We start from the raw sequence: 12,561 nt of genomic DNA, 5'->3' as shown, positions 1-12,561 counted from the left end.
ATGATCCGCCTGCTCGCCTTCCTCATCGTCGTTTTCGCGCTCGGGCTGGGCTTTGCCTGGCTGGCCGACCGGCCGGGCGACATGGTCGTCACTTTCAACGGCTATCAATACCAGGTCAGCCTGATGGTGGCGGCGGTGGCCGTCGTTGCCGTGGTCGCCGCGGTGATGATCCTGTGGTGGCTGCTTAAGTCGCTGTGGAACAGCCCCTACACCATCTCGCGCTATTTCCGTGTCCGCCGCCGCGACCGTGGCTACCAGGCGCTGTCGACCGGCATGATTGCCGCCGGCGCCGGTGATGGCGCGCTGGCCCGCAAGAAGACCAAGGAAGCCGCCAAGCTGATCCGTTCCGACCAGGAGCCGCTGATCCACCTGCTGGAAGCGCAGGCGTCGCTGCTCGAAGGCGATCATGAAGGCGCGCGGCAGAAATTCGAAAGCATGCTCGACGATCCGGAAATGCGGCTGCTGGGCTTGCGCGGGCTTTATCTGGAAGCCGAACGGCTCGGCGACCGCAACGCCGCCAGGCATTATGCCGGCCGTGCCGCGGTGATGGCGCCGCAGCTGGCCTGGGCGGCGGAATCGACGCTGGAAGAGCTGACCGCGCGCGGCGACTGGGACGGCGCCCTGAAACTGGTCGACGCGCAGAAATCGACACGGCAGATCGAACGCGATGCCGCCAACCGCCGCCGCGCCGTGCTGCTGACCGCCAAGGCACAGGCGCTTGCCGACAGCGATCCCGCTGCCGCCAGGACGGCGGCGATCGAGGCCAACAAGCTCAGGCCCGATTTCGCGCCCGCCGCCGTTGCCGCCGCGGCCGCATTGTTCAAGCAGAACGACGTGCGCAAGGGCTCGAAAATCCTCGAGGCGGCGTGGAAGGCGGAGCCGCATCCGGAAGTCGCCGAGCTCTATACCCATGCAAGGCCGGGCGACGCCGTGCTCGACCGCCTCAACCGGGCGAAGAAGCTGCAGGAAATGAAGAAGAACCACGCCGAATCGTCGATGACGGTGGCGCGCGCCGCGCTCGACGCACAGGATTTCTCGACCGCCCGCCGCGAGGCCGAGGCGGCGATCCGGATGGACCGCCGCGAGGGCGCCTACCTGCTGCTCGCAGACATCGAGGAGGCCGAGACCGGCGATCAAGGCAAGGTGCGGCAGCTGCTGTCCAGGGCGGTGCGGGCGCCGCGCGATCCGGCCTGGGTCGCCGACGGCGTGGTGTCGGAACGCTGGGCGCCAGTATCGCCGATCACCGGCCGGCTCGACGCCTTCGAGTGGCGCGCGCCGATGGAGCGTCTTGGCCAGTTGATCGACAGCCATGATGACGTGCCCGCCAGCGCGGCGCCGGTCATCGAAGCATTGGCAAAGCCGACGAGCGAAAAAAGGCCGGTCGAGGTGATCGATGATGCCGGTCCTGACACGTTTGCGGGCAAGGATGCCGAGCGCCACGAGGATCATGTCAGGCCGATCACGGCAGCGGCCTTCGCCGCGGTGCCGAGTGATGCGGAGGGCGTCGAGCCGGCCGAGGAGCTTGCGCGGCTGCCGGACGATCCCGGCGTCGATCCGGACGAGGAAGCGGAGAAATCGCCGCGCCGGTTTCGGTTGTTTTGAGTTGGGCAGGCCGTCAGGCCGTTGGGGTATGGATCTATGTTTGAACGCGTTCTGTCGTTTCTCAGGGATTTGCCGGCCGGTGCCGGCACGCATGCCAGCACGGACGATCCGCGCATCGCTGCCTCGGCGCTGCTCTACCATGTGATGAACGCCGATGGCGTGCGCCAGGATGTCGAGTGGGAGCGGTTCAAAGCGGTGCTGGCGGAGAGCTATTCGATCAGCGGCACGGAACTCGAAGCGCTTGCCGCCGCCGGCGAGCGGGCCGACAATGAGGCGATCGATCTCTATGCCTTCACCAGCGTCCTGAAGCGCCATCTCGATGCCGATGCGCGCAAGGCCTTCATCGGCCTGATGTGGGAAATCGTCTATGCCGACGGCGAGTTGCACGAGCTCGAGGACAACACCGTCTGGCGCGTCGCCGAGCTGATCGGCGTCGAACGCCATGATCGCGTCGAGGCGCGCCGCAAGGCGGCGGCGCACGCGCCGGGCGCCACCGGAACATCGAGCGACGAATAGGATCTTCGCCTTCCCATGCCGCGCCAAACGAGTTCGAAGCCAAAGATCCTGATCGTGCTGCATCAGGAGAGTTCGAGCCCGGGGCGTGTCGGCCACATGTTGCTGGAAGAAGGGTTCGACCTCGATATTCGCCGGCCGCCGCTTGGCGACGCCTTGCCCGAAACACTGGACGACCACGCCGGCACGGTGGTGTTCGGCGGCCCGATGAGCGCCAATGACGAGGACGAGTTCGTTCGCCGCGAGACCAGCTGGCTGGAAATACCGCTGAGGGAGAACCGGCCATGTCTCGGCATCTGTCTCGGCGCACAGATGCTGGTCAACTGTCTCGGCGGCAAGGTCGAAGGACACGGTGAAGGGCTGGTCGAGGTTGGCTGGTATCCCCTGAAGGCGACCGAAGCCGGCAAGCAACTGATGCACTGGCCGGAGATGGTCTACCAGTTCCACCGCGAGGGTTTTTCGCTGCCCAGGGACGCGACGCTGCTGGCGACCGCCGAAACCTATCCCAACCAGGCCTTCCGTTACGGCGACAATGCCTGGGGCATCCAGTTCCATGGCGAACTGACCAGGGTGATGATGCAGCGCTGGGTGGTGCGCGGCGCGCATCGCTTCGAATTGCCCGGTGCCCAGCCCGGCCGCGATCATCTCGGCGGCCGGCTGATCTGGGACATGCATCTCAAGCGCTGGCTGGACGAGTTTTTGCGGATGATTTTCGGCAAGCCGAGCAATGGCTAAAGCGCGTCGCGTTTGAACGGATTCAGGCGCCGCGCTTTAGGTCTTTGTCTTTATGCATGTAGGTCTCCCAAAACCGGGGCCACTTTGCGACATGCATCAAGGTTCGAGCACCGGCCGCAGGAAGCTGCGCTCGTAGCTGAGAATGCTGCGATTGCGTTTTTCCATTTCAAACACTTCCTGGCATTCCGGGTCGGCAGCCATACGCTTGCGATAGTCCTCGTAGGCGGCGAGGCTCGGGAAGCTGAACATGGCAAAAGCGACATTGTTAGCCCCCTCGCTCGGAAGGAAATAGCCGTGATGGTTTCCGCCGAGGCGGTTGACCAGGCCTATCCAGCGACGGCCATAGTCTTCGAACTCGGCAAGCTTGTAGGGGTCGATGACATATTTCAGGTAGCAAGTGATCATGGGAGCTCCTGTGTATAGGCGAGGCATGTCGGCTGTCAGCCGTAAGAGATCAGTTGCGTCCGTTGAGGTGGCGCTCCTTGCGCAGTTGCGGGAACAGCACCATCCACAGGCCCGCGACGGCGATGGCGCCGATGCCGCCGATCACCACGGCCGGCACCGTGCCGATCAGTGCGGCCATCGTGCCGGCGCGGAATTCGCCGACCTCGTTGGAGGCTCCGACAAAGACCTGGTTGACGGCGTTGACGCGGCCGCGCACCTCGTCGGGCGTCCACAGCTGGATCAGGGTCTCCCTGATGTAGACGCTGAACATATCGGTGGCGCCGAGGCCGGCAAGGGCTACGATCGACAGCCAGGTGATGGTCGAAAGGCCGAACAGCACGGTGAAGGCGCCGAAAGCGGCGACGAAGCCGAGCATGATCTTGCCGGCATTGTCTCGCAGCGGGTGACCGGCAAGCCAGACGGCGACGCAGATGGCGCCGATGCCCGGCGCCGAGCGCAGCAGGCCGAGGCCCCAGGGGCCGAGTTCCAGAATATCGCGGGCATAGACCGGCAGCAGCGCCGAGGCGCCAGACAAAAGCACGGCGAAGAGATCGAGCGAGATGGCGCCGAGCACGATCTTCTCGCTCCAGATATAGCGAAAACCGGCAAACAGCGTTTCCATCGTCGGCTTGTCGGTGACGCCCTGCTGCGCGGGCTTGGGAATGGTGAAGATCAGCAGGCCCGCCACGAGCATCAACACAGAGGCCACTCCGTATGCGATCTCGGGCGAGACTCCATAGAGAAGGCCGCCGGCAACCGGGCCTACGATAGTCGCCGTCTGCCAGGCGGATGAATTCCAGGCAATCGCATTGCCGAAATCCTCCGGCGGCACCAAATTGGCGAATAGCGACGACGAGGCCGGTCCGTAAAAGGCGCGCGCCAGGCCAAACAGCGCCAGCACGATGAAGATCGGCAGCGGGCTGACGAGGCCCCGCAGCGTGAAATACAGGAGAACAAGCGCACAGCATGCCTCGACCACAGTCGCCAACGCCATGATCAACCGGCGGCCGAAGCGATCGGCGACGACGCCGGTGACCAGCACCAGCAGCAGTGAAGGCAGGAACTGAACGATGCCGACAATGCCGAGATCGAAGGGATCGCGCGTCAAATCATAGACCTGCCAGCCGACCGCGACAGACACGATCATGGTGGCGAATGTGGTGAGGAAACGTGCCGCCCAATAGCTCAGGAAGGAGCGATGGCGGAACGCGGCATAGCGCTGATCCGGCGATATCTGTTCTGCTGTCATGATTTAAGAGGCCCCGTTGCAGTGACGTCAGCTGGCGGGGCACTTCCACGATGGGCGCTGGTCCGGCTGGCGGAACTTTTAGCTCAGTTCGCAGCGGATATGCGTTAAAATCAGTGCTGGATCAAGGAATTTTCAGCCTGCTCCGTCACCGGCACGCGTAAGTTACTGCCGCAGCGCGGCGGAGATGGCATCAAGGCCGCCGCGCAATTCGGCTTCCGTCGGCCAGCCAAAGCCGACGCGGAAGAAGCGCTTCTCCATCTCGAACCAGTGGCCGGGCCCGACATAGGTGCCATGGTTTTCCAGCAGATTCACATAGAACCGGTCGAGGTCGAAGCCAGGTTCGACATTGAGGCGCGGGAAGCCTACGACACCGCCTTCGGGCCGCACCCAGTCGACCAGCGGTTCGCGATCGATCCAGGCCTGGACGATGTCGCGGCGCTTGGCCATTTCGGGCAGCAGCGTCGCCAGGAAAGCGTCCCGGCGCTCGAGCATGCCCCGTGCAATGCCTTCATCGATAACGCTGCCGCAAATGCCGATCTGCTCCTTGGCGGCGAGGAATTTTTCCTGGAGCGCCGCGTCCCGGGTGATCAGCCAGCCGATGCGGATGCCGGGAATGCCGAAGGCCTTGGACAATGACGAGACGCTGATCGCCTTCGGGCTCAGCGAGGCAGCGGTCGGCAGCCGCCGGCCGTAGGAGAGGTCGCGATAGGTCTCGTCGACCAGCAGATGGCAGTTGCTGCTTTCGGCAAGCGCCACCAGGGCATCGAGTTCGGTTCGGCTCATCATCGTGCCGGTCGGGTTGTGCGGGCAGGTGACGCTGATCAGCTTCGTGTCCGGCCGCATCGCCGCCTTGACGCGTTCGACATCGATGGCAAAGCCTTCCTCGAAGGCCAGGTCGACAAAGCCGATCGCGCAGCCGATCGCCCTTGGGGTTTCGATGTTGGTGGCGTAGTTGGGCCTGATGACGACGAGATGGTCATTGGCCGACAAAAGCGAGGTCGAGATGATGAACAGCGCGCCCGCGGCACCGGCGGTGACCAGGACATCATCCGGTGAAATGCCGGCATCCTGCGCCGAGATCAGGGCACGCAACTGCTTGTCGCCGCGATGCTCGCCATAGAAAAGCGTGAGATCAGGCAGCGACAGGCCGATGTCGGAGAGCTTGTGGTCGGCGATCGAACTTTCCGAAAGATTGTAGCGGATACGGTCGTAGCCGTATTCTTCCGGCGCTTCTTTCTCGATCACCATCCTGGTGTAGTTCATGGCTCGCTCCCCAAGGCCCCGTCCGTCCATCCAAGCCATAAAAACATCAAGCCTGCCAAGGCGGATTCGCCGGCAGGCTTCTGTTCCAGTCGTCCTAACTGTTGGCTCAGGACTGAACTAGATCTCTGCTTTAGGCAGGTCGTCGTCCCAAAACCGCTGCGCACTTTTGGGCGACATGCCTCAGGCCGAGGCCTTGGCCTTCCTGCCCTTGGCGGGTGCCTTCACGGGGGCCGCCTTGCGGCCGAGGCCGATCGATTTCGCCAGCAGCGAACGCGAGGCCGCATAGTTGGGAGCGACCATCGGATAGTCCGACGGCAAGCCCCATTTGGCGCGATAGGCGTCCGGCGTCAGGCCGAAATGCACGCCCAGGTGACGCTTCAGCGATTTGAACTTCTTGCCGTCTTCGAGGCAGATGATAAAATCGGGCGTCACCGACTTCTTGGGGTTGACCGCCGGGACCAAGGGGGCAGCCACCGGGACCGCAGGCTTGCCGAGCCCGTTTATCGAGGCGCTGACGCTGGCGATGAGGTCGGCCAGGCCGGAGGCGGGCAAGCGGTTCTTCTCGACGTAAGCGGACACGATGTGAGCGGTCAGCTCGAGCAGATCGATGTCTTTACGGGCACTGTTGCTATCGTCGGTCACTCTATTTCTCCGTCTACAGCGAATGACCTGAAAATCGGATTCGACTTCCGGAAAGGATCATGCGCGAAATCAAAATGCTATGGCGTCCTTCGTGCGTCCACGGGACGAATGGCGTTGGTGTAGCGCGGAATTCCTAGTCGGCAAATCTGCGTATTGCAACGACTTGATGGCATATCACACGTTATTTTGAACAACTATATTAAACAATAACAGTATCAGACTATCAGCGCCTTGTCGCGCCACAAACGAAACCCGCCTTCAAAGGCGCGTGTGTTGTCGCCGCGCCTGGAGTCGGCGGGCAATTCATCGAGCTTGTCGACGTTGCCGCCGCCAATCACGACATAGTCCGGCTGCATGGCGGCACGGAGCCGGTCGACGACGTCGAAGACGTATTTGCGCCATTTCTTCTTGCCGCGCTTTTCCAGGCCGCGTTCGCCGACATAATCCTCGAAACTCCTGCCCTTCTTGTAGGGCAAATGCGCGAGTTCCATCGGTTGGGCGACGTTGTCGGCAATCATCGCCGCACCGAGACCGGTGCCGAGCCCGAGGAACAGCATACGCCCGCCCTCGTAGCTGCCGATGGCCTGCATCAGCGCGTCATTGACCACTTTCACCGGTTTGCCGAACGCGCCCGCAAAGTCGAATCCAGCCCAGCCCGTGCCGAGATTGGCGGGGTCGGCGAGCGGCCTGTTGTGATTGACCGGGCCGGGATAGCCCATCGAGACGACGTCGTAGGACAGGCCTTCGGCGAGCTTGTTGACCGTATCGATCATCTGCCGCGGCGTCAGGCCCGGCCCCGAATCGGCGCGGCGCTCCTCGCCCCCGGCGCTGGTGAGGATCTTGACGTGCGAGCCGCCGATGTCGATCGTGAGCACGATTTTTTCAGTGTCCGGCTTCTCGGTGCCCGATGCTGGTTGCTTCACTTTCTTGGCCATCGTGTGATCCTCTCACTTCACCGGATCGATCCAGCCATTGGGCGGTCCGAACCCGGCCATGACGTCCGCGGGTCCCCATGTGAGCGGCTCGTAGAGGTGCGGCGGCGTGGTGTCGCCAAGCACCGGGCCGACGATGCGCCAGGCCAGTTCGCTGGCGTCCTGGCGGGTGAACAGCTGGCCGTTGCCGTTCATGGCATCACCGATCAGCCGCTCGTAGGGCGGCATGTCGCTTTTGCTGTCGTCGAGCGCCGTCAATTCCACCTGCTCGCCGATCATGTCGTCGCCCGGCGCCTTGCGCTGTGCTCCGATGGCGATCACCACCTGCGGGTCGATGCGGAAGCGGACGTAGTTCTGGTCGGCGGGCTTGATCGGATCGAAGACATCGAGCGGCGGCCGCTTCAGCCGCACCACCACTTCGGTGACGTGCACCGGCATGTTCTTGCCGGCGCGGATGAAAAACGGCACGTCCTGCCAGCGCCAGGTGTCGACGAAGAAACGCACCGCCGCGAAGGTCTCGACCGGCGAGTTCGGCGCTACGCCGGGTTCGGCGAGATAGCCGGTGAACTGGCCACGCACGACATCGTCTTTGGTCAACGTGCGGATGGCGCGCAGCACCTGCACCTTCTCGTCGATCAGGTCATCGGCGGAACGGCCGACAGGCGGCTCCATGGCAAGCAGCAACAGGATGTTGAGCAGATGGTTCTCGATGACGTCCCTGATGCAGCCGACATCGTCATAGAAACGGCCACGTCCCTCGACGCCGAAATCCTCGGCCATGGTGATCTGCACGCTTTCGACGTAGTTGCGGTTCCAGATCGGCTCGAGGAAGGAATTGGCGAAGCGGAAATAGAGCAGGTTCTGGATCGCTTCCTTGCCCAGATAATGGTCGATACGGAAGATCGACTGTTCGTCGAACACCAGATGCAGGACGCGGTTCAGCCAGCGCGCCGATTGCAGATCGTGACCGAAGGGCTTTTCCACCATCAGCCGTGCGCCATGCGCGGTGCCTGATTGCTCCAGCCCCTGGACGACGGTCTCGAACATGGTCGGCGGCACCGCCATGTAGTGCAGCGGCCGCTGTGCGGTGCCGAGCGCGCTCTTCAGTTTCTCGAACGTCGCTCCATCGCGGTAGTCGCCGCTGACGTAGCGCAGCAACGAGGCGAATTTGGCGAACGCTTTCTCGTCGATCTTGCCGAGCGCATTGACGATGCCGTCGCGGGCGCGCGCCTGCAACTGCTTGAGATCCCAGGCGTCGAAGGCGACGCCGATCACCGGCTCGGTGAGCGTGCCCTTGGCGACCATCTGGTAAAGGGCTGGAAATATCTTCTTGTAGGCGAGGTCGCCGGTGGCCCCGAAGAGCACCAGCGTGTCGGACCGTTCCTGGCTCATGCGCGTGTCTTTCCCCGTGTCGTCACTTGCCGGCCTTCGGCTTCTCGACATGGCCGCCAAAGGCATAGCGCATGGCGGAGAGCAGCTTGTCGGCGAATTCGGATTCGCCCTGCGAGGAGAAGCGGTCGAACAGCGCCGAGGACAGCACCGGAGCCGGCACGCCGGTGTCGATAGCCGCCTTCAGCGTCCAGCGACCTTCGCCGGAATCCGAAACGCGGCCGCCGAAATTCACCAGGCCCGGATCGCTTTTCAACGCGCCGGCCGTCAGGTCGAGCAGCCAGGAGCCGATAACGCTGCCATGCCGCCAGACCTCGGCCACCTGGGGAAGGTCGATGTCGAACTGGTAGTATTGCGGGTTTTCCAGCGGACTGGTCTCGGCGTCCGCCGTCCGTTGCCGCTTGCCGGCATTGGCCGACTTCAGGATGTTCATGCCTTCGGCATAGGCGGCCATGACGCCATATTCGATGCCGTTGTGCACCATCTTGACGAAGTGGCCGGCGCCGCTCGGTCCGCAATGCAGATAGCCGAAGGGCGCGGTGCCGGCATCCGCAGGCGGATTGGAGCCGGCATCGGCGCCCGGCGCCAGCGTGGCGAAGACCGAATCGAGGTATTGCACCGCCACATCGGGACCGCCGATCATCAGGCAATAGCCGCGCTCCAGGCCCCAGACCCCGCCGCTGGTGCCGACATCGACAAGATGGATACCCTTGCCGGCCAGTTTCGCGGCCTGGTCGACGGCGTCGTGATAGTAGGAATTGCCGCCGTCGATAACGATGTCGCCGGGCTCCATCAGGGCCGCCACCTGGTCGATGATCCTGCCGGTGATGGCTGCCGGCAGCATCAGCCACACGCAGCGCGGCTTGGCGAGCTTGCCGACGAATTCTTCCATTGAAGCCGCCCCCAGCGCGCCGTCGGTCACCAGAGCCGCGACGCTGGCCGGGTTGATGTCGTAGACGACGCATTCGTGGCCGTCGCGCATCAGGCGGCGGACCATGTTGGCGCCCATCCGGCCCAGTCCCATCATTCCGATCTGCATGGTTTCGTCCCTGTTTGCTTGGAGATTTGCGGGGTTTATCGGGGGAAGGTCTACTGGCTATGATCTACTGGCCATCTTGGTCGCCCGATATGACGGAGAAGTCGACATTCTCCCAATCGCCGGTCCCGGGCCAGAGAAAAGTGAAGGTCAGCGTGCTTCCCTCGGGGAGGCTTGCCGCGGGCAGATCGGCAAGATGGATGCCGAAGGCGTTCTCTACCGTCTGGCTGTCATGGGCGGTCGCCCAGTTGTCGGTGCTCCAGTGGACTGTAGCCGGGTCCAACACTTCGACGCGCAACGTCTTGCCGGCTGGGACCGTGCGGATCTTGTTGTTGAACCGCCAGGTTCTGAACGGGGATACGGTCTTGTCCTCGATATAGCGCTTGACGCCTTGCGGCGGCATGTCGAAGACCGCGCCGTCGCGCAGCGAGCGCAGCAGCTTGATATGCTCCGAATGCGCCCAGACCAGCGGCATGGCGCTGCCCGAGGGGCGGCCATGCAGCAGTTCGCGTTCCGGCAGATCGGCGCCGTCCCAGACCTGCTCCGGCAACAGGCCGCCCGGTCCGGCCGAGCCTTCCAGCGCTGCCAGCAGGCTGGCTGCCTTTTCCTCGTGTCCAGCCGCCAGCTCATAGTGGGCGCGTTCGCCGGCCAGCAGCGGCCAGGGGCGACCCTGGCCGGTGCCATCGAAGGGTGCGCCGTCTTCGTGCTCGCCATAGCCATCGCCGTTGTAGCGGTACCAGAGCGGCCCTTGCGGCAGATCGCAGCGCAATTGCGCGTCGATGACCTTAACCGTGTCTGTCATGCGCGGATCGTCGGCCGCCGCAGACCGAAACGGACAAGTGCCAGTGCATCCGGGCTGACGATCTCCTTGGCGGGCCGATCCGTGTCGCCGGGCGGCCGGTTCTTGATCGGGACATAGCCGTCCTTCGGCGAACCGGCCTCGGCACTGTCGGGTGGTGCTATGCGGACATAGTAGCCTTCGACGCCGACTTGACTGCAGATCGCCGTGCCGGTGACGTAGGTCCAGCGCTCGACCTGGTCGTTCCAGACGTCTGATGTCTCGCGCAGATAGGTCGCGGCGTCTGTCTTGCCGCAGGCGTCGAGCAGGTCTGCCGCGGCAAGCAGTGCGGCGATTTCGACGGCGAGCGTGAACGGGCTGTAGCCGGCATCCTCTTCCCAGCGGTCCTCGCCGGTGACGGGTCCGTTGCGCACGACATAGCCGGCGGCGCGCTCGATCATTGGCAGGAAGGTCATGAGCCTGGCGCGCGGCAAATGGCCGGCGCGGCGCAAAGCATCGGCCAGCAGCAGCGGAAAGGCGCATTCGTCCATCTGGATGCCGGGCCAATAGGCCGATCCGTCGAGCCAGGCGTTCTGCGGCCAATGGCCGTCCGGCTGCTGGATGGAGCTGAGGTAATCGAGGATTTGCAGGGCCGAGGCAGCATCGCCGGCAGCAAGAAAGCCGCCCGCCGTCTCGACCAGATCGCGTGGCCAGACCAGATGGTAGCCGCCGAGGTCGTCGTCACCCTTGTTGAAGCCCCACGGGATCGACAGGCTGGCGACCGCGGCGCCCGGTGTCGCGATCGACCGGTGCATCGCCAGTACCGCGGTGCTGGTGCGATAGCTGTTGATACCCGATGATGCCGTGTGTCGATCTAGCGGCAGCAGGCCAGTCTGCCATTGGCGCCAGTTCTGGAGGTAGGATTTCGCCGCGGGTTCAAAACCCTGCTTCAGGCTGGCGAAAGCATGTTCCGCGGCCTCGTCTGATGTCGCGCCAAACCCAAGCGCCAGCAAGGCCTTGGTCTCTGTGGCGGAAAAGCCGATCTCGCCCGTCAGCGCGACATTGCCGTCCTCGGCCCGCTGGCAAGCCGGATCGAGTTCTCCGATGTTGTGGAGTTGCTGCCAGCCGTCGGAAAAGCCGACATAGCCGGCCGAACCGGTCTTCCAGGGCAGCGACGAGGCCAGCGCCAGGCAAGAGCCGCGCCCCGAGGCGAACAGCACGGGCTTTCCTTCGTGCTCGCCGACCCAGGCGGTGTTGCCCATGCCGGCATTGACCAGATGCGGCGCCAGAAGCGCGTAGACGCGGTAGTCACCGGGCATCCCTTTCAGCGCCGTGAAGGTGATTTCCTGCAGCAGCGCCGGGCGCTCCGGGTCGGCGAGGATGCGCTTTTCGATCCGCCAGGCGCCGTCATTCGCCGTGTTGACCAGCCGGTAGGCGGGCACGCCGTCCTCGAACGGTTCGATCGTATGCACGGCATCGCGTTTCTCTTCCGAAAAATAGCCGCCGGGGCCGGTGACGATCAAGCCGAGGTCGCGGGTGCAGGCGCTGTCGACGCGCGGATAGTAGACTTCGTTGAGGATGCCGTGGCTGATCGTGAACCAGATCCGGCCGGCCGGCGAAAGCGACGTTCCGACGCCACTCTTGGCGCTTGATGTCCAGCGCGCCGGGATTCCCGGGGCGCCCGGAGCAACGTTTTGCGTCACTGGCATTCTGTTTCGGTCTCCTGGCCTCCTCCCTAGACCAGGACGCGAACCCTTTACAATCATTGCACCGCAAGTTGATCGGGCGGGCCAACGGCAGGGCAACGAACTCGGGCTGACGGGTTTCTTCGGAGCCTTCGCCCGCGCGTAGCTGACGAAGCATCAAACGAAAAACCCGCCTGTGCGGCGGGTCACTGGCGCAAATCAGCACCATGGACAAAAATGTACCATAGCTGAGGGCACGCAGTCAAGAAAAAATTCCTATACCGCCACAAGGC

10 protein-coding genes and 1 pseudogene are annotated in these 12,561 nt (G+C 63.8%); 3 read left to right on the top strand and 8 right to left on the bottom strand.

Features of this window, described 5'->3' with window-relative positions:
- Genes NKJ11_RS09195 through NKJ11_RS09185 form a run of 3 tightly spaced genes read left to right on the top strand, consistent with a single transcriptional unit; the run spans position 1 to position 2,850 of the window.
- Complete coding sequence (locus tag NKJ11_RS09195) at positions 1 to 1,602, top strand: heme biosynthesis protein HemY (protein ID WP_352612980.1); 1,602 nt, start codon at positions 1 to 3, stop codon at positions 1,600 to 1,602.
- 36 nt (positions 1,603 to 1,638) lie between these two features.
- Entirely contained in the window at positions 1,639 to 2,118 is a 480-nt protein-coding gene (locus NKJ11_RS09190; protein WP_352612978.1) for a tellurite resistance TerB family protein, read from the top strand.
- 15 nt (positions 2,119 to 2,133) lie between these two features.
- Entirely contained in the window at positions 2,134 to 2,850 is a 717-nt protein-coding gene (locus tag NKJ11_RS09185; RefSeq protein ID WP_352612976.1) for a glutamine amidotransferase, read from the top strand.
- 96 nt (positions 2,851 to 2,946) lie between these two features.
- Here NKJ11_RS09185 and NKJ11_RS09180 read toward each other — a convergent pair whose 3' ends face one another.
- The 8 genes and pseudogenes from NKJ11_RS09180 to NKJ11_RS09145 all read right to left on the bottom strand — a co-directional run bounded on the left by NKJ11_RS09180 (position 2,947) and on the right by NKJ11_RS09145 (position 12,292).
- Positions 2,947 to 3,255: an NIPSNAP family protein gene (locus tag NKJ11_RS09180; RefSeq protein WP_023811223.1), complete on the bottom strand. Its 309-nt coding sequence runs from the start codon at positions 3,253 to 3,255 to the stop codon at positions 2,947 to 2,949.
- A gap of 49 nt (positions 3,256 to 3,304) precedes the next feature.
- Positions 3,305 to 4,543, bottom strand: coding sequence for an MFS transporter (locus tag NKJ11_RS09175; protein ID WP_352793115.1), 1,239 nt, complete (start codon positions 4,541 to 4,543; stop codon positions 3,305 to 3,307).
- A 162-nt stretch (positions 4,544 to 4,705) separates the two neighbouring features.
- Positions 4,706 to 5,806, bottom strand: a complete 1,101-nt coding sequence (locus NKJ11_RS09170) for an aminotransferase class I/II-fold pyridoxal phosphate-dependent enzyme (RefSeq protein WP_352612974.1) — start codon at positions 5,804 to 5,806, stop codon at positions 4,706 to 4,708.
- A 180-nt stretch (positions 5,807 to 5,986) separates the two neighbouring features.
- Complete coding sequence (locus NKJ11_RS09165; protein ID WP_023811220.1) at positions 5,987 to 6,448, bottom strand: Ros/MucR family transcriptional regulator; 462 nt, start codon at positions 6,446 to 6,448, stop codon at positions 5,987 to 5,989.
- A gap of 215 nt (positions 6,449 to 6,663) precedes the next feature.
- Positions 6,664 to 7,383 carry an ROK family protein gene (locus NKJ11_RS09160; RefSeq protein WP_352612972.1) on the bottom strand — a complete coding sequence of 240 codons (720 nt, stop codon included), beginning with the start codon at positions 7,381 to 7,383 and terminating at the stop codon, positions 6,664 to 6,666.
- Positions 7,384 to 7,395: 12 nt separating this feature from the next.
- The gene (zwf, locus tag NKJ11_RS09155) at positions 7,396 to 8,772 is read right to left on the bottom strand and encodes a glucose-6-phosphate dehydrogenase (protein WP_352793113.1); all 1,377 of its coding nucleotides are present in this window, start codon (positions 8,770 to 8,772) and stop codon (positions 7,396 to 7,398) included.
- A 22-nt stretch (positions 8,773 to 8,794) separates the two neighbouring features.
- Positions 8,795 to 9,808: a phosphogluconate dehydrogenase (NAD(+)-dependent, decarboxylating) gene (gene gnd, locus NKJ11_RS09150; RefSeq protein ID WP_352612968.1), complete on the bottom strand. Its 1,014-nt coding sequence runs from the start codon at positions 9,806 to 9,808 to the stop codon at positions 8,795 to 8,797.
- A gap of 64 nt (positions 9,809 to 9,872) precedes the next feature.
- A pseudogene (locus NKJ11_RS09145) lies at positions 9,873 to 12,292 on the bottom strand (glucan 1,4-alpha-glucosidase).
- Positions 12,293 to 12,561: the final 269 nt, after the last annotated feature.

Origin of the sequence: Mesorhizobium sp. M0243, assembly GCF_040321775.1 — a bacterium.
Lineage (GTDB): Bacteria > Pseudomonadota > Alphaproteobacteria > Rhizobiales > Rhizobiaceae > Mesorhizobium.
Note: the sequence above shows the minus strand (reverse complement) of the source record. Positions and strands in the feature narration are given on the sequence as shown.